This is a genomic window from Mycoplana rhizolycopersici, assembly GCF_013378445.1.
Classification (GTDB): domain Bacteria; phylum Pseudomonadota; class Alphaproteobacteria; order Rhizobiales; family Rhizobiaceae; genus Mycoplana; species Mycoplana rhizolycopersici.
Map to the genome: position 1 here is coordinate 39,234 of NZ_JABXYK010000005.1, position 17,154 is coordinate 56,387.

General features: G+C 62.5%; 16 protein-coding genes. 6 read left to right on the top strand and 10 right to left on the bottom strand.

Features of this window, described 5'->3' with window-relative positions; translation table 11 throughout:
- Positions 1 to 5: 5 nt before the first annotated feature.
- Positions 6 to 452, bottom strand: a complete 447-nt coding sequence (locus HV823_RS09480) for a host attachment protein (RefSeq protein ID WP_176949487.1) — start codon at positions 450 to 452, stop codon at positions 6 to 8.
- A 425-nt stretch (positions 453 to 877) separates the two neighbouring features.
- Between HV823_RS09480 and HV823_RS09485 the strand changes: the two genes are divergently transcribed.
- On the top strand, positions 878 to 2,371 hold the full coding sequence (locus HV823_RS09485) for a DEAD/DEAH box helicase (RefSeq protein WP_176949488.1): 1,494 nt from the start codon (positions 878 to 880) through the stop codon (positions 2,369 to 2,371).
- A 76-nt stretch (positions 2,372 to 2,447) separates the two neighbouring features.
- On the opposite strand, the gene HV823_RS09490 is transcribed toward HV823_RS09485, so the two are convergent.
- Entirely contained in the window at positions 2,448 to 3,335 is an 888-nt protein-coding gene (locus HV823_RS09490) for a DMT family transporter (RefSeq protein WP_176949745.1), read from the bottom strand.
- Positions 3,336 to 3,664: 329 nt separating this feature from the next.
- Here HV823_RS09490 and HV823_RS09495 point away from each other — a divergent pair, with 329 nt between their 5' ends.
- The 3 genes from HV823_RS09495 to HV823_RS09505 are packed head-to-tail and all read left to right on the top strand — an operon-like array spanning position 3,665 to position 6,852.
- Positions 3,665 to 5,059: a circularly permuted type 2 ATP-grasp protein gene (locus HV823_RS09495; protein ID WP_176949746.1), complete on the top strand. Its 1,395-nt coding sequence runs from the start codon at positions 3,665 to 3,667 to the stop codon at positions 5,057 to 5,059.
- A 5-nt stretch (positions 5,060 to 5,064) separates the two neighbouring features.
- Positions 5,065 to 6,006 carry an alpha-E domain-containing protein gene (locus HV823_RS09500; RefSeq protein WP_176949489.1) on the top strand — a complete coding sequence of 314 codons (942 nt, stop codon included), beginning with the start codon at positions 5,065 to 5,067 and terminating at the stop codon, positions 6,004 to 6,006.
- 21 nt (positions 6,007 to 6,027) lie between these two features.
- Positions 6,028 to 6,852 carry a transglutaminase family protein gene (locus tag HV823_RS09505; RefSeq protein WP_176949490.1) on the top strand — a complete coding sequence of 275 codons (825 nt, stop codon included), beginning with the start codon at positions 6,028 to 6,030 and terminating at the stop codon, positions 6,850 to 6,852.
- 163 nt (positions 6,853 to 7,015) lie between these two features.
- Here HV823_RS09505 and HV823_RS09510 read toward each other — a convergent pair whose 3' ends face one another.
- From HV823_RS09510 to HV823_RS09520, 3 genes are all read right to left on the bottom strand, one after another.
- Positions 7,016 to 7,396: a DUF6481 family protein gene (locus tag HV823_RS09510; protein ID WP_176949491.1), complete on the bottom strand. Its 381-nt coding sequence runs from the start codon at positions 7,394 to 7,396 to the stop codon at positions 7,016 to 7,018.
- 36 nt (positions 7,397 to 7,432) lie between these two features.
- Positions 7,433 to 7,657, bottom strand: coding sequence for a hypothetical protein (locus HV823_RS09515; protein ID WP_176949492.1), 225 nt, complete (start codon positions 7,655 to 7,657; stop codon positions 7,433 to 7,435).
- Positions 7,658 to 7,791: 134 nt separating this feature from the next.
- Positions 7,792 to 8,001 carry a cold-shock protein gene (locus HV823_RS09520; RefSeq protein WP_097140769.1) on the bottom strand — a complete coding sequence of 70 codons (210 nt, stop codon included), beginning with the start codon at positions 7,999 to 8,001 and terminating at the stop codon, positions 7,792 to 7,794.
- Between the two features lie 276 nt (positions 8,002 to 8,277).
- On the opposite strand from HV823_RS09520, the gene HV823_RS27350 reads away from it, so the two are divergent.
- Positions 8,278 to 8,682 (top strand): acyl-CoA thioesterase, encoded by a 405-nt coding sequence (locus HV823_RS27350; RefSeq protein WP_176949747.1) that lies wholly within the window; start codon positions 8,278 to 8,280, stop codon positions 8,680 to 8,682.
- A 214-nt stretch (positions 8,683 to 8,896) separates the two neighbouring features.
- On the opposite strand, the gene araD is transcribed toward HV823_RS27350, so the two are convergent.
- The 5 genes from araD to chvE all read right to left on the bottom strand — a co-directional run bounded on the left by araD (position 8,897) and on the right by chvE (position 15,865).
- Positions 8,897 to 10,636, bottom strand: a complete 1,740-nt coding sequence (gene araD / locus HV823_RS09530) for an L-arabinonate dehydratase (protein WP_176949493.1) — start codon at positions 10,634 to 10,636, stop codon at positions 8,897 to 8,899.
- Between the two features lie 200 nt (positions 10,637 to 10,836).
- Entirely contained in the window at positions 10,837 to 11,832 is a 996-nt protein-coding gene (gene araD1 / locus HV823_RS09535; protein ID WP_176949494.1) for an AraD1 family protein, read from the bottom strand.
- A gap of 106 nt (positions 11,833 to 11,938) precedes the next feature.
- A complete protein-coding gene (gene mmsB, locus HV823_RS09540) occupies positions 11,939 to 13,147 on the bottom strand; it encodes a multiple monosaccharide ABC transporter permease (RefSeq protein ID WP_176949495.1) in 1,209 nt (402 codons plus the stop codon).
- Positions 13,147 to 14,682, bottom strand: a complete 1,536-nt coding sequence (gene mmsA / locus HV823_RS09545) for a multiple monosaccharide ABC transporter ATP-binding protein (RefSeq protein WP_176949496.1) — start codon at positions 14,680 to 14,682, stop codon at positions 13,147 to 13,149. Before mmsA ends, mmsB begins: the two co-directional genes overlap by 1 nt.
- Positions 14,683 to 14,794: 112 nt before the next feature.
- Positions 14,795 to 15,865, bottom strand: a complete 1,071-nt coding sequence (chvE, locus tag HV823_RS09550; RefSeq protein ID WP_176949497.1) for a multiple monosaccharide ABC transporter substrate-binding protein — start codon at positions 15,863 to 15,865, stop codon at positions 14,795 to 14,797.
- Between the two features lie 269 nt (positions 15,866 to 16,134).
- On the opposite strand from chvE, the gene HV823_RS09555 reads away from it, so the two are divergent.
- Positions 16,135 to 17,151 (top strand): LysR family transcriptional regulator, encoded by a 1,017-nt coding sequence (locus HV823_RS09555; RefSeq protein WP_425487648.1) that lies wholly within the window; start codon positions 16,135 to 16,137, stop codon positions 17,149 to 17,151.
- Positions 17,152 to 17,154 lie beyond the last annotated feature (3 nt).

Sequence of the window (17,154 nt, forward strand, 5' to 3'; positions counted from 1 at the left end):
CTGTCCTATTCGAACATGATGGAGCGAACCGAGGAGACCAGTTTTTCGGTCGGCAGGTTGGTGAAATCCTTGTCGATCTCGGCCGTCGTGCGCTCGCGCGACTTCGAGCCGAGCATCGAGCGCAGATCGCCAAGCGTCTGCGGAGCCGCACACACGATCAGCCGGTCGAAAGCGCCGGCTCCGGCATAGTCTTCCAGCTTCTCCGCCACCTCGGCGGTGAAACGCTGCTGCTCGTCGCGCACGGGATCGCTGGTATATTCCATCGCGGAGCGGCCGGGACCGTGGGAGGAATAGCTGCGACCCGGCCGGTCGCTCATGATCTCCTGTGCCTTCTTCGGCTCGCTGCGGAAAATCTCCTGTTCGGGGCTTTTCTGGTCGTCCTTGAGGAAGTTGACCCCCTTCAACAGGCGGGCCTGATTACCGTCGGCGGCGAGAATCCATGTGGTCGTCATTCGTGCTCACTCCTTTCGCGGTGACCGGCTGCAGCATCCGTTGCCACAGCCTTTTCCAAAGACAGAAATGGTACATCCCAAAGGTGCAACGCGAGGCAGGGTGTCGGGTTCCCGGCCTATTGCAGTGCGAGGGTCGTGCCGCACCCGCGAAAACTCGTGCTTGACTTTCCAGCCCAAAAGCACGACATGGGGCCTGCGTCTCCTTTCGGCCGCCGCGTGAGCGAGCCCTGCGAACATTTTGATTGGATCGCGGAAGAAGGACGAGCGCAAGCGAAATCGTTGCCGCCATTGGGCGGAAGACTGCGCCAGACGCCTCCATCAACCCACAAGTTCCCAATTCACGCGGGGTTCTTGACGCCAGACGTATCCGGACCGGCATGGTGCCTGTCCGGCTGACGCGTTTGGCGCCCCGAAAGGCTATTGACTTGACGACTTTTAACGACCTCGGGCTGTCCAAGAATGTTCTATCAGCCCTTGAAGTGCTCGGCTTTGACAAGCCCACTCCGATCCAGGAGAAGGCGATCCCGATGGTTCTCGCGGGCAACGACCTGATCGGTCTTGCCCAGACCGGTACCGGCAAGACGGCCGCATTCGGCCTGCCGATGATCGAGCGGCTGCTCGCCGAAGATCGTCGTCCCGACCCGCGCAACATCCGCGCGCTCGTCCTTGCCCCGACCCGCGAACTGGTGAACCAGATCGCCGACAACCTGCGCGACTTCGTCAAGAAGACGCACCTGCGCGTCGTCACCGTCGTCGGCGGCGCATCGATCCACAAGCAGCAGCAGATGCTGGAACGTGGCACCGACATCCTCGTCGCCACGCCCGGCCGCCTGCTCGACCTCGTCGCCCGCAAGGCCGTGACGCTGACGCAGGGCCGCTATCTCGTGCTCGACGAAGCCGACCAGATGCTCGACCTCGGCTTCATCCATGACCTGCGCAAGATCTCCAAGCTGGTGCCGAAGAACCGCCAGACGCTGCTCTTCTCCGCGACCATGCCGAAGCTGATCGCAGAACTTGCCGGCGAATACCTGACCAATCCGCTGAAGGTCGAGGTCACCCCGCCCGGCAAGGCCGCCGACAAGGTCGAACAGTACGTGCACTTCGTTCCCGGCAAGGACCAGAAGACGCAGATCCTGAGGCAGTCGCTGAGCGACAACCCGGACGGCCTGTCGCTGATCTTCTCGCGCACCAAGCATGGCGCCGAGAAGCTGATGAAGCACCTTGACCACATCGGCTTCAAGGCCGCCTCGATCCACGGCAACAAGAGCCAGGGCCAGCGCGAGCGGGCACTGAAGGCGTTCCGCGAAGGCGAGATCCGCGTGCTGGTCGCGACCGACGTCGCCGCCCGCGGCATCGACATCCCCGGCGTGACCCACGTCTACAACTACGACCTTCCGGAAGTGCCCGACGCCTATGTCCACCGCATCGGCCGCACGGCCCGCAACGGCCGCGATGGTGTCGCGATCGCATTCTGCGCGCCCGACGACATCCGTCTCCTGCGCGACATCGAGAAGCTGATGGGCATTTCGATCTCGGTTGCCAGCGGTGAAGCCCCGGCTGATCTCGCCGGTGCGGGCGGCAAGTCGAAAAAGGGCCGTGGCGGCAGGGGTCAGCGCGGTGCCCAGCAGCGCCCTGCCCGTCCGCAGGGCCAGGGTGCCCGCGGCACGCAGCAGGACAGGTCCGAGGGCCAGATCGTCGATCGCGGCTTTTCCGATCGTCCGCAGAAGCGCCAGGAACGGCGTGCGGATGTTTCGGGCCAGGACGGCACGGCCGCAAACCGCCACGCACCGGGCCGCCCCGATCAGAAGCAGGGCGAAGGCCGCAACCGCAATCATGCCGGCGGTCGCCCCGCCCGCAACAACGGCGGTCGCAACGGCCAGCAGCGTCGCCAGGGCAATCAGCGTCGCGAGCAGGCCTGAGGCCAATCGCCCGTTTTGAACGAGTAGCTTGAGAAATGGCGGGCGCATGTCCGCCATTTCCTGTTTCAGGAAGAGCCTATTCGGCCGGGGCGGCGCGCGGGAGCTTGCGGTTTGCCAGATAAACCCCTGCAACGACGATGACGGTGCCGGCGATCATCGGCAGCGTCAGTTCTTCGCCAAAGGCGATCGCCGCCTCGATCGCCGCCAGCGGCGGCACGAGATAGATCAGCGAGGCGGCGCGTGACACCTGGCCGCGTCGGATCAGGTAAAGCAGCAACAGAACGGCGCCCATAGAAATCCCCAGCACCGACCACGCGAGAAGCGCCACGAAACCCCAGGAAAACTGGAATTCCAGCGGCTCCAGCAAATAGGCCAGCGGCAGCGTGACCATCAGCGCGCCCAGATATTGCAGGGTGGCGATGGCGCGGATATCGCCGCTGTGCAGATGCTGCTTCTGGTAGATCGTGCCGTAGGTGACCGAGGCCATGCCGAGCACGTTCACCAGGATCGCAAACGCCGGTATTCCCGCATGCCCCACATCCGCGAACTTCGGCAGGACGGCGATGGCAACGCCGGCAAAGCCGAGCAGCAGCCCGATCTTCTGTAGCCGCGACAGCTTCTCGCCGACGAAATAGGGCGCCGCAAGTGCTGTCATCAGCGGCTGCAGGGCGGCGATAATCCCGGAAAGCGCGGCGGGAACACCCTGCCCCACGGCCCACCAGACCGCCGCCAGGTAGAAGCCGTGCAGAAACACGCCCGAGATCACGGCGTGCGCAACAGTGGCTGCGTCCTTCGGCCAGCGAACGCCGGACATCCGGCACAGGAAGGCGAACAGCACCGCCGCAGTGGCGTAGCGAATGCTCAGGAACGTCAAAGGATCGGAATAGATGCCGCCATACTTCGCCGCGACCCATCCGGTCGACCAGAGCAGCACGAAGAGGGCCGGAGCCAGGCGATCGAGCAACATTTACACTCCGACGGACGTATTGTGTGCGAGCGTTAGGACCGCGCTCTTCGATCGTCAAAACAATAATGCTGATCGTTAGGATCAATGCCGCAGAACGATGCGACCTGCCGCTGACTTGCGCATATGCCGATTAAAAGGGCAGACGCGCTCGGCAGGCATGCGATCCGGCTGCCGCTTCCACACGACGTAACGCAAGGCCGCCCCTTTCTGCCCGTTATTAGCGCTTTCTGGAAATTTGCTTTCCGATTGAGCACGGTTCTTGCATTGCCTCATGCGTTGTACTCAAATGGCAAAAAATGGGGAACACGCCTTTGGCATTTGATGAAATGATGAATGCGGGCTCATCCCCGCGCCAGCCGTACCAAGACTATCATGAATGGTATGCTAGCCAGGATCGGACCCGCCTGATCGCAAAATCTAGGGACGCCGAGAATATCTTCCGCAAGACCGGCATCACCTTCGCCGTATACGGCCACGCGGACTCCTCCGAAAAACTCATTCCCTTCGACATCATCCCCCGCATCATCTCCGGACGCGAGTGGCGCAAGCTGGCCCAGGGCATCGAGCAGCGAGTGATCGCGCTGAACGCCTTCCTCGACGACATCTACCACAAGCAGGAGATCATTCGCGCCGGCCGCATCCCACGCGAACTGATCGAGAAGAACGAGACCTTCCTGCCACAGATGATCGGCTTCAAGCCGCCGGGCGGTGTCTATACCCACATCGTCGGCACCGACATCGTGCGCACCGGCGAAGACCAGTTCTACGTGCTGGAGGACAATGCCCGCACGCCGTCCGGCGTGAGTTACATGCTGGAAAACCGCGAAACAATGATGCAGATGTTTCCGGAGCTGTTCCAGCAGAACAAGGTGCGCCCGGTCCAGAACTATCCGAACCTGCTGCGCCAGAGTCTGGCCTCGCTCGCCCCGCCCGGATGCACCGGCAAGCCGCGCGTCGCGGTGCTGACGCCGGGCATCTACAACTCGGCCTTCTACGAGCATGCGTTCCTCGCAGACCAGATGGGCGTCGAACTGGTGGAAGGATCCGACCTGCGCGTCATCGACGGCAAGGTAAAGATGCGCACGACCCGCGGCTACGAGGCGATCGACGTGCTCTACCGGCGTGTCGACGACGATTTCCTCGACCCCCTCACCTTCCGCCCCGATTCCGCGCTCGGGGTGCCGGGCATCATGGACGTCTACCGCGCCGGCAACATCACCATCGCCAACGCGCCCGGGACAGGCATATCCGACGACAAGGCGATCTACTCCTACATGCCTGAAATCGTGGAATTCTACACCGGCCGCAAGCCGATACTGGAAAACGTGCCCACCTGGCGCTGTTCGGAGCCGGACAGCCTTAAATACGTGCTGGAGCATCTCGAAGAGCTAGTTGTGAAGGAAGTCCACGGCTCCGGCGGCTACGGCATGCTGGTCGGCCCGACGGCGACGAAGAGGGAACGCGCCCTCTTCGCCGACAAGCTGAAGAGCAAGCCGGGCAGCTACATCGCCCAACCGACGCTGTCGCTCTCGACCGTGCCGATCCTCGTCAACAAGGGCGTGGCGCCGCGCCACGTCGACCTCCGCCCCTATGTGCTCGTGTCCGACAAGGTGCAGATCATTCCCGGCGGGCTGACGCGCGTGGCGCTGAAGGCCGGATCGCTGGTGGTGAATTCCAGCCAGGGCGGCGGCACCAAGGACACCTGGGTTCTGGAGGACTGAGCGCCATGCTGGGCAGAACCGCAAACGGACTTTACTGGATGTTCCGCTATATCGAGCGGGCAGAAAACACCGCCCGCCTCATCGATGCCGGCTTGCGCATGTCGCTGACCCGCAGCGATTCCAGCGACGACGACTGGGACGGCGTGCTGCAGAGTGCTGGCGTGCGCGAGGACTACGACAAGGTGCATCCGAGCCTTTCGGGCCTCGACGCCGTGGACTACCTGCTGCGCGACAAGGCCAATCCCTCGAGCGTGATGTCGTGCGTAGAGGCGGCGCGCAACAACGCCCGCATGGTGCGTACCGCACTGACCCGCGAGACCTGGGAAGCGGTCAACGAATGCTGGATCGAGCTGAAGCAGGTGCTGGCCCGCAAGGCGCGCTCCACCGACCTGCCCGAGATCATCGACACGATCAAGCGCCGGGCAGGCCTGATCCGCGGCGCCTTCCACGGAACGATGCTGCGCGACGACATCTACAACTTCGCCCGCATCGGCACCTTCATCGAGCGCGCCGACAACACGGCCCGCATCCTCGACGTGAAATACTACGTGCTGTTGCCCGCGATATCGCAGGTCGGCTCTTCACTCGACAACATGCAGTGGGAATCGATCCTGCGCTCGGTTTCCGCCCATCGCTCCTACGGCTGGGTGTATGATGGGGAGTACCGGCCGGCCAACATCGCCGACTTCCTCATCCTGAATCCGCGCATGCCGCGTTCGCTGGCCTTCAGCTACGACAAGATCGTCAGCAACCTCGGCTTTCTGGCGCAGCAGTATGGCGAGACGCACGCGGCCCACGAGACCGCCTCGGCGACGCTGACGCTTCTGCAGAACCGCTCGATGGATGACATCATGGACCAGGGACTGCATGAATTCATCGAGGAATTCATTGTCCAGAACAACCGGCTGGGACAGGAGATCTCGGACGGCTACCGCTTCTACCAGTAGCCTTGCCGGCAGGGGAAATCGATGCGCCTGAAGATCAACCACACCTCCGTCTACACCTATGACGAACCGGTCCAGTACTCCTTGCAGCGCCTGCGGCTGACGCCGAAGACGCAGCCCGGCCAGACCGTGCTCGACTGGCGCACCACCGTCCACGGCGCCCATGTCGAAGTGGGCTATGCCGACCATTTCGGCAACCATGTCGATCTCGTCAGCATGAACGCGGACCAGACGACCATCCGCATCGTTGCGGAGGGCGAGGTCGAGACGGAAGACCGCTCGGGCGTCTTCGGCCCGCATCAGGGATTCGTGCCGCTCTGGCTCTACCTGCGCGACACGCCCCTGACCAAGCCGGGCCGGCTTGTGCGCGAACTGGCGCGCACGGCAGAGGGCGAGACGGAACTCGCCCGCATGCACGCCCTGATGGCGACGCTTCACCAGGCGGTCGACTACAAGGCCGGCGAGACGGCGACCGACACGACCGCCGAACGCGCCCTGGAAAAGGGCAGCGGCGTCTGCCAGGACCACGCCCATATCATGATCTCCGCCGCCCGCGCGCTGGGACTGCCGGCACGCTACGTCTCAGGCTACCTGCTGATGGACGGCCACGTCGACCAGGCGGCGAGCCATGCCTGGGCGGACGTCCACATCTCCGGGCTCGGCTGGGTTGGCTTCGATGCGGCAAACGACATCTGCCCCGACGACAGATACGTTCGCCTGGCGACCGGCCTGTGCTACCGCGACGCCGCCCCCGTCTCCGGCCTCGTCCTCGGACGCTCGGCCGAAACGATGAGCGTAGCGATCAGGGTGGAAGCGGCAGGGCAAAGCCAGTCGCAGAGGCAGAGCTGAGGGAGGAAGGGGGGATCCGTCTGGCCCATGACACCCGGCATCATTACATCCACAGCGCAATCGCCAGCGTCGGTAATGGTACACGAGCGCCCAGGCTCATCCGGGGTGCAGTTTGCTTTCGAAGCCAACAGGCACCCCTGTCAGAAGGTTTGAACGTCAACCTTCAGGCCTGACGGGCTTTCCGGTTGGCGTAGCGCCGGTCGCGCTCGGCCTTGCGGGCTGCTTCGTCCTCAAGGACGCGCGCAATGCGATTCTTGTCAGCCATCTCGCGTGCTTCGATTTCAGCTCTTGCAGCTGCTGCGAGGGCGGCATCACGCTCCGCTGTCTCTGCTTCGATGCGATTTTGTTCTTCGAGCTTTAGCTGCTCGCGTTCGGCGCGGCGCGCTTCCCGGGCTTCGGCGATTGCAAGGCGTTCCGCCTGTCTGGCCTCACGGGTCGGCTCAGCAGCCTCCTTGGCGGCGCGATAGGCTCGCAGGAGTGCCGCCTTTGCGTCAGCAGCAGTGCCGCGACGGTCGGTAAGTTCGCTATTTCTGATGTTTCTCAAATCTCTACTCCAGTTGAAATGTCATTCCGACCGAGGTCAGGATTTTCTGACACGTTTCGAAATGGTGCTGGCTGCCGGTTTAATGCTGTCCTGCAATTCCTTGGCAAGACGGGCCTCGCGCAGCCTCAGGGTCTTTTCGTCGCGGGCAACGACGATCGCGTCGAGTTCTTCAAAGGCGCGCTCGCGAGCGAAGAATTGCGACTGTATCTTGCCGAAGGCAACCTCTGCCTGTTGACGCGGCTTACTGTAGTTCTCCGTCATTGCTCGCCCTCTTTGCGGTGCTCGCCACGCGAGCGGAAATAAAAAAGGCCAGGCAAAACATTGCCTGACCTCACCTGGTCTCATGCTTTCGACAGTGCCAGTACATCCGTGGTCAAGGGAAAGCAGATACCAAATCAAGCAGCCTGGAGATTGCAGGCCGACATCTTGCCCGACTTGTTGTCGCGCTCAAGGTCGTAGCCAATCTTCTGGCCTTCGACGATTTCGCGCATTCCGGCGCGCTCGACGGCAGAGATGTGAACGAAGGCGTCAGGGCCGCCGTTGTCAGGCTGAATGAAGCCAAAGCCTTTTGTGGAATTGAACCATTTAACTGTGCCAGTGGTCATGATGAACCCTTTCATAGCAATATAGACGACCGCCACGCCAAAGCGTTGCGGATGATGATAACGATTATTGTACGGGGGAGGGTTCGTTCAGGGCGCGATGCCAATCGCGCAATAACCAAAGCTCAGCAGCAAAATATCGATTAATTAGAGATAGAGATTTCCAGCTCGGTTGTCAACTTTTAGTTTTCTGCACATTAATATCAGGCTTGCGACACAATACATCGCGCGACATAAAACAACGTTGCATCACCGTCCTGGCAGTCCCATCTTGTGACCATGACGACAAAAGCGACACCCACGTTCCGCCACCCCCTAACGATCTCTCCAACCGATATCGACGATATGGGTCACGTCAACAATGCCGTGTACCTTCAATGGGTGCAGGAGGCCGTTGTGCGCTACTGGCAGCAGGCATCTCCTATCGATGCGCAAGGCCGGCTTCTTTGGGTCGCTCTCAAGCATGAAATCAGCTACCGCATGCCCCTCTTTCTCAATGACGAGGTTGAGGCACTGGTCACTGCCACTGGCACGCGCGGGTCACGAGCGTCCTTCGCGACGATTTTCAGACGCGGTGATGATCTCGTGGCTGAAGTGCGCAGTTGCTGGTGCTGCGTGGACGCTACCACCCGACGACCGCGCCGAATCGCTGACGATATCGCGCGCGTATTTCTGCCAGGGTAAAGAGCGCGGAAAATGCCGCCGCTCCCCAAGCCTGCAATCATGGGTGGTCGTTGCGACTACTGGGATCAGCGACGCTCCGCCAACGGCGACATGGGGCGGCGATCGGAATGCAGGTGTCCACGGGCAAGCCGTTGCGAACGAAAAAGGCGGGACCTTGCCCCGCCTTCTTTATCAATTTGCACTTTCGCACCCTGCGCGCCTTGCGCGCCGCGGCCTAGTGGCTGTCCTTGCCCACCGCGTTGCCGCGACATCCCTTGAGGAAGTCGAGATCCGCGCCGGTATCGGCGCCCTGGACGTGCTGCTGGTGCAGCCAGGCATAGCCGGACGTCGGCAGGTCATGGTTCGGCTGCCATTCGGCCAGCCGGCGCGCCAGTTCCTCTTCGGAAATGTCGAGGTGCAAGCGGCGGTTCGGCACGTCGAGCTCGATGAAGTCGCCGTTCTTGACGACCGCGAGCGGACCGCCGACAGCGGCTTCCGGCGAGGTGTGCAGGACGACGGTGCCGTAGGCGGTGCCGGACATGCGCGCGTCGGAAATGCGCACCATGTCGGTGATGCCCTTCTTCAGCACTTTCGGGGGAAGCCCCATGTTGCCGACTTCAGCCATGCCCGGATAGCCCTTCGGCCCGCAGTTCTTCATGACCATGACGCAGGTCTCGTCGATGTCGAGATTGTCGTCGTTGATCTTGGCCTTGTAGTCGTCGATATCCTCGAAGACGACCGCCCTGCCCCGGTGCACCATCAGATGCGGCGAGGCGGCCGACGGCTTCAGCACCGCGCCCTTCGGCGCGAGGTTGCCGCGCACGACGACGATACCGCCCGACTGCGTCAGCGCCTTTTCCGCCGGCAGGATGACGTCCTCGTTCCAGTTGACGACGTCCTTGACCTCGTCCCAGACGGTCTCGCCCGAAACCGTGATCGCATCCTTGTGCAGCAGACCGGCTTCGCCGAGGCGCTTCAGCACGACGGGGAGGCCGCCGGCGTAGAAGAACTCTTCCATCAGATACTTGCCGGACGGCATCAGGTTGACGATCGTCGGGACGTCGCGACCGCAGCGGTCCCAGTCGTCCAGCGTCAGGTCGACGCCGACGCGGCCGGCCATGGCGAGCAGGTGGATCACGGCGTTGGTCGATCCGCCGATCGCCGCATTGGTGCGGATGGCGTTCTCGAAGGCCTGCTTCGTCATGATGTCAGAGGGCTTCAGGTCGTCCTTGACCATCTGCACGATGCGGCGGCCGGTCAACTGCGCCATGACCTTGCGGCGGGAATCGACGCCCGGAATCGCAGCGTTGCCGGACAGAGCCATGCCGAGCGCTTCCGCCATCGACGCCATGGTGGAAGCGGTGCCCATGGTGTTGCAGGTGCCGGACGAACGGCTCATCGAGGCCTCGGCCTCGAGGAATTCGGCCTGCGTCATCTCGCCGGCCTTCACCATCTCGGAGAACTTCCACAGATGCGTGCCGGAACCGACGCGTTCGCCACGGAAATAGCCGTTCAGCATCGGTCCGCCGGTGACGACGATCGAGGGCAGGTCGCAGGATGCGGCACCCATGATCAGCGACGGCGTGGTCTTGTCGCAGCCGACCAGCAGCACACAGCCGTCCATCGGCTGGCCGCGGATCGCTTCCTCGACCGCGAGTGCCGCAAGGTTGCGGTACATCATCGCGGTCGGGCGGAAGGTGTTTTCGGAGGCAGAGAACACCGGGACCTCGAGCGGGAAGCCGCCGGCCTCCCACACGCCCGCCTTCACCTTCTCGGCGAGCTCGCGCAGATGACCGTTGCACGGGGTCATGTCCGACCAGGTGTTGAGGATGCCGATCACCGGCCGTCCGTCGAAAAGGTCGTGCGGATAGCCCTGGTTCTTCAACCAGCCACGATGGTAGATCACGTCGCGGCTCGTGCCGCCGTACCATTCCTGCGACCTAAGCCTGCGCGGCCATTCTGCTTTCTTCGTCATTTTCCAAACGTCCTTGAAAGGGGCGCCCCGGCGTAAGTGCCGGAACGCTATGGTCATGCCCGCATGCTGGCGGCCCTGACCGTTGTTCAGACCTCGTTGGCGCACCTGTCCCGTTCGCGCGACCCGGCGCAGAACGGCGCGAAACCCCGCGCATTCTCCGCCGCCTCACGCCGCCAACGCGGCACACCGATCCGTCGCTCTCAGAGCTGCCGGATCTCGATCTCTTCTTCCGCGGCGATCGCCAGCGGATTGCGCAGCGCAAGGCCGAAGCCATCTGCACCGATCTCGAAAACATCGCCCTCCTGCGTGCGGATGCCATCGCCGAACGACAGCGTCGCCGTGCCGAACATGTGCACATGCACCTCGCCGGGCTGGCGGAAGAGCGGATACTTGAAATGGTGATATTCGAGGTTGGCGAAGGTGTGCGACATGTTCGCCTCGCCGGAAACGAACGGCTTTTCCCACAGCACCTTGCCGTCGCGGACGATGCGCGAGAAGCCGCGAATGTCGTTCGGCGCCTCTCCGACGCGGATTTCCGGCCCAAAGCTCGCCTGACGCAGCTTCGAATGGGCGAGATAGAGGTAGTTGACCCGTTCGGTGACGTGGTCGGAGAACTCGTTGGCGACGGCAAAGCCGATGCGGAACGGAACGCCCTTGCCGGAGATGACGTAGATGCCGGCCATTTCCGGCTCCTCGCCGCCGTCCTCGGCGAATGAAGGCGAGGTCAGGGCCGCGCCGGGCGCAACCGCCTGCGAGCCGTTGCCCTTGTAGAACCACTCGGGCTGGACGCCCTTTTCACCGGGCTTCGGCTTGCCGCCCTCGAGGCCCATCCTGAACATCTTCATCGAGTCGGTCAGCGTTTCCTCGGCCGCCTCGTTCGCCTTCTTGTGCATGGCGTCACGGGTCGCAGCCGAACCCAGATGGGTCAGGCCGGTGCCGGTCAGATGCAGATGAGCAGGATCGGGATGGGTGATCGGCGCGATCAGCCGCCCCTCCGCATAGGCCTTTTCCAGATCGACGGCGTCGCCGAGGCCGTGCGCCTCGACCACCGCCTTCAGGCTCTTGCCACCGTCGGCGGCTTCCATTGCCAGCGCATAGAGGCTTTGGGCATTGTTGACGGCGCGACCGCCCTGCCCCTCTTCGCGCACGACGACGGTGATGGAACCGTCAGCATTCTTGACCTGAGAAACCAGCATCATTCATTCCCTTGCAATCTGGCTACGATCGACCGCGGGCCCACCGCGGGTCCGGCGTCCGTCACAGGCCGCCGGCGCATGCAGGCAGCCCGTGGGGTCGAGCCGGTCAGCCCTTGTTCTTGTTGTAGACGTCGAAGAAGACGGCCGCGAGCAGCACCAGACCCTTGATGAGCTGCTGGTAGTCGATGCCGATGCCCATGATCGACATGCCGTTGTTCATCACGCCCATGATGAAGGCGCCGATCACCGCACCGGTGATCTTGCCGACGCCGCCGGACGCCGACGCGCCGCCGATGAAGCAGGCCGCGATCACGTCCAGCTCGAAGCCGACGCCGGCCTTGGGGGTGGCCGAGTTCAGGCGGGCGGTGATGATCATGCCGGCAAGCGCCGCAAGCACGCCCATGTTGGCGAAGGTATAGAAGGTCAGCCGCTCGGTGTTGATGCCCGAGAGCTTCGCCGCCTTCTCGTTGCCGCCCATGGCATAGATCCGCCGGCCGACGGTGGAGCGCGTGGTGACGAAGGAATAGAGTGCGATCAGAACACCCATCACGACCAGCACGTTCGGCAGGCCGCGGTAGGTCGACAGCTGGAAGCCGATGAAGAGTGCGACGACGGTAATGACGGCCATCTGGAGGGCGAAGAACACGAACGGCTCGTTCTCCGAACCGTGCATTTCGTTGATGCGGCGATTGCGGAAGCCGGACCAGATGGCGAGTGCGACGAGAATCACCACCGCGACCAGCGCCACCATGTTCTTGATCGTCTCGGGCGCCGGATTGAGGAAAGAGAGGAAATCCGGAACGAAGCCGGTCGACAGGATCTGGAACTCCTTCGGGAACGGACCGATCGGGCGACCACCGAGCACGACATAGGTCATGCCGCGGAAGACGAGCATGCCCGCCAGCGTCACGATGAACGCCGGGATTTTCTGGTAGGCCACCCAGTAGCCCTGCGCAGCCCCCATGATGCCGCCGACGATGAGACAGGCGGGTACCACCACGATGGCCGGCAGCCCCCACTTCACCAGCATGATCGCCGATATGGCGCCGATGAAGGCGACGATCGATCCGACCGACAGGTCGATATGCCCGGCGACGATGATCAGCAACATGCCCAGCGCCATGATGACGATGAACGAGTTCTGCAGCACGAGGTTCGTGATGTTGACGGGTCGGAACAGAACGCCGTTGGTGACGATCTGGAAGAACACCATGATGACGACGAGCGCGACGAGAAGTCCGTACTCGCGGATGTTGTTCTTGAGGTAGTCCGCGATGGACGGTTTGGCGGCAGGAGCGCTTGTATCGGCGACCATTAGTGTTTCTCCCCGGAGCGCATGATGGCGCGCATGATGGATTCTTGGCTTGCCTCCTCCTTGGAGAGCTCCGCGACGATACGTCCTTCGTTCATGACATAGATGCGATCGCAGGTTCCAAGCAGCTCCGGCATCTCCGAAGAGATCATCAGTATGCCTTTGCCCTCGGCTGCAAGCTGGTTGATGATGGTATAGATCTCGAACTTGGCTCCGACGTCGATACCGCGCGTCGGCTCGTCGAGGATGAGGACCTCAGGATTGGTGAACAGCCATTTCGACAGCACCACCTTCTGCTGGTTACCGCCCGAAAGGTTAACGGTTTCCTGATAGATCGAATGCGAGCGGATGTGCAGTTTCGACCGGTAGTCGGTCGCTACCTTCGCCTCCTTGCGGTCATCGATGATGCCGTTGCTGGACACCGCACCCAGATTGGAAAGGGTCGTGTTTTCCTTGATGTTGTTCATCAGGACGAGGCCCAGATGCTTGCGGTCCTCGGTCACGTAGGCGAGGCCCGCGTCGATCGCCTTGGGGATCGTGCTGACGTCGACCGGCTTGCCGCGCATGTACACGTCGCCGGTGATCTTGTGGCCCCAGGACTTGCCGAAGAGGCTCATCGCCGTCTCGGTGCGCCCCGCGCCCATCAGGCCCGCGATACCGACCACCTCGCCGGCACGGACCGTGAAATTGACGTCGTGCAGGAACTGGCGGTCGCGGTGATGCTGGTGGAAGACGTTCCAGTTCTTCACTTCCAGCAACGTCTCGCCGATCTTCGGTTCGCGCGGCGGATAGCGGTCGTCCATGTCGCGACCGACCATACCCTTGATGATCCGGTCTTCGCTGATGTCTTCCTTGTGACAGTCCAGCGTCTCCACCGTGCCGCCGTCGCGCAGGATGGTGATCTTGTCGGCGACCTTTTTGATCTCGTTCAGCTTGTGCGAGATGATGATCGAGGTCATGCCCTGCTTGCGGAACTCCATCAAGAGCTTCAGCAGCGCGTCGGAATCCGTCTCGTTCAGCGAGGCGGTCGGCTCGTCGAGGATCAAAAGCCGCACCTTCTTCGAAAGTGCCTTGGCGATCTCGACCAGCTGCTGCTTGCCCACGCCGATATCGGTGATGAGCGTCGACGGCGATTCGCTGAGCCCGACCTTTTTCAGCAGTTCCTGCGTCCGGGCAAAGGTCTGCGGCCAGTGGATCACGCCGTTCTGGGCGATCTCGTTGCCGAGGAAGATGTTCTCGGCGATCGACAGCAGCGGCACGAGCGCCAGCTCCTGGTGAATGATGATGATGCCGAGCTCTTCGCTGTCGGAAATGGTCGAGAAGCGGCGAACCTCGCCGTCGTAGTGAATCTCGCCTTCGTAGGTTCCCGCGGGGTAGACGCCGCTGAGCACCTTCATGAGCGTCGACTTGCCGGCGCCGTTTTCGCCGACGAGCGCGTGGATTTCGCCTTCGCTCACCTTGAAGCTGACGTTGTCGAGCGCACGGACGCCGGGAAACGTCTTGGTGATGCTCCGCATTTCGAGGATGATGTTGTCCATAGTCCTGGCATTCCGGCAGAAATCTGCAAGCGACGGGGTGTAGGGCCCGAAATCCCGGGCCCGCCCGCCAAGGTAAAGGGTCCGCTATCGCGCGGACCCCGTTTCATGGCGATCAGTTGTTGATCTGATCTTCGGTGTAGTAGCCAGCGCCCACCAGGATGTCCTTGGCGTTGGACTTGTCGACCGAAACCGGCTTCAGCAGGTAGGACGGGATGACCTTGACGCCGTTGTCGTAGGTCTTGGTGTCGTTGACTTCCGGCTCCTTGCCGCCGAGGATCGCGTCCGTCATGTTGACGGCGACCTTGGCGAGTTCGCGGGTGTCCTTGAACACCGTCGAATACTGCTCGTCGGCGAGGATCGACTTGACCGACGGCAGTTCGGCGTCCTGACCGGTGACGACCGCCATCTTCTGGTCGCCCGAGCCGTAGCCGACGCCCTTCAGGGCCGACAGGATGCCGATGGAGAGGCCGTCATAGGGCGACAGCACGCCATGGACCTGCGCATCGGTATAGGTCGAGGACAGGAGGTTTTCCATGCGGGCCTGGGCAACTGCACCGTCCCAGCGCAGCGTGCCGACCTGGTCCATGCCCTGCTGGCCGGACTTGATGACGATATCGCCGCTGTCGATCAGCGGCTGCAGGACCGACATGGCGCCGTCGTAGAAGAAGAAGGCGTTGTTGTCGTCCGGCGAACCGCCGAACAGCTCGACGTTCCACGGCTTGACGTCGCCGAACTGGGCCTTCAGGCCGTCGACGAGGCTGGTCGCCTGCAAGACGCCGACCTGGAAGTTGTCGAACGTGGCGTAGTAGTCGACATTGCCCGAATCGCGGATGAGGCGGTCGTAGGCGATGACCTTGACCCCGGCTTCGTGCGCCTTGGCGAGAATGTCGGAAAGCGTGGTGCCGTCGATCGCGCCGATCACGAGAACCTTGGCACCCTTGGTGACCATGTTTTCGATCTGCGCAAGCTGGTTCGGGATGTCGTCATCGGCGAACTGCAGGTCCGGCGTGTAGCCAGCTTCCTTGAACAGCTTCTCCATCGTCTCGCCGTCGGAAATCCAGCGGGTCGAAGTCTTGGTCGGCATGGAAATGCCGACGGCGCCCTTGTCCTGGGCGAAGGCAGGCATAGCGAAGGACGCCACGCTGACGGCAGCGGCGGCGAGAAGCGAGGTGATCAATTTCATTAGCAGGTCTCTCCCTTGTATTTGCGGCTCGACCCCCAGGTCCGAACCGTACGCGATGCTTCGTTGCCCGCTGTCGCAGACGACGGTCTCCAACGGAGGAAAAGGATAAATACCCCTCCCGGCCTCAACTCCCTTGGGCACGAGCGCACCTGGCGGCAACCTCTACCGAATTGCCATAACTGTCAAATACAATAAGCTTCTATTCCCATATCAAAAGCGGTATATTGACCGCTAATGATATGATTTTTCGACAGGGCCTCATGCACTCCATGCACGCCAATGAATTCATCGACGACCTTCCGCCCGACGGGCCGCGGGACGAGCAACTCGGCCTCGGCCTCCTGCGCTCTGGCCTGAAACTCAATCACCTGCGCATGATCGTGGCGATCGACCATCACAAGCAGATCAGCGCCGCCGCCGCCGCACTCAACATCTCCCAGCCGGCGGCCTCACGCATGCTGACGGAAATGGAGAGTATAATAAAGGCGCAGCTCTGTGAACGGGTCTCGCGCGGGGTGGAACTGACCCAGTTCGGCCGCGCCTTCGCCCGTCGCGCCCGCACCATCCTGCTCGAACTGGACGAAGTGGACCGGGAGATCGCCGCACTGAAGTCGGGCGCGGGCGGCACCGTATTTCTCGGCACCGTGACGGCCCCGGCGATCAGTCTTGCGGTACCGGCGATCCAGCAGGTCAGCGCCGCCTATCCGGGCATCGAGGTCAATGTCCGCATCGAGACGAGCAACGTGCTCGCCCGCGAACTCTTGTCCTCCAAGCACGATTTCATCCTCGCCCGGGTGCCTGACGATCTCGATCCGCGGCAGTTCAACGTGCAGGAAATCGGCATCGAGAAGGCCTGCCTGATCGTCCGCAAGGGCCACCCTCTGGCCGACAAGCCGGTTGTTTCGCTCTCGGACCTCCCCTCATACGACTGGGTGTTCCAGCCGCCGGGGACGCTTCTGCGCCGCCGCGTGGAGGAGCTTTTCATCGCCGGCGACGTCCCCCTGCCGACGACGGTGGTCAACACCGCTTCCCTGCTCCTCACGGTCGCGCTCGTCTGCTCGTCGAACGCCGTCGCGCCGATCGCCCGTGACATGGCCGAATTCGTCACCGAGAAAGGCGGCGGCCCCAGCGAGGTGCGCATCCTCAACACCGACTTCGACATCGACATCAAACCCTATAGCCTGATCTCGGTCAAAGGACGCGCCCTCCCCCCGAGCGCGAAGCTGTTCTATGATCTCATCCTGCAGCGCAGCAGGATGCTTTTCCCCGAACGCGCGGAAGACTGAGGA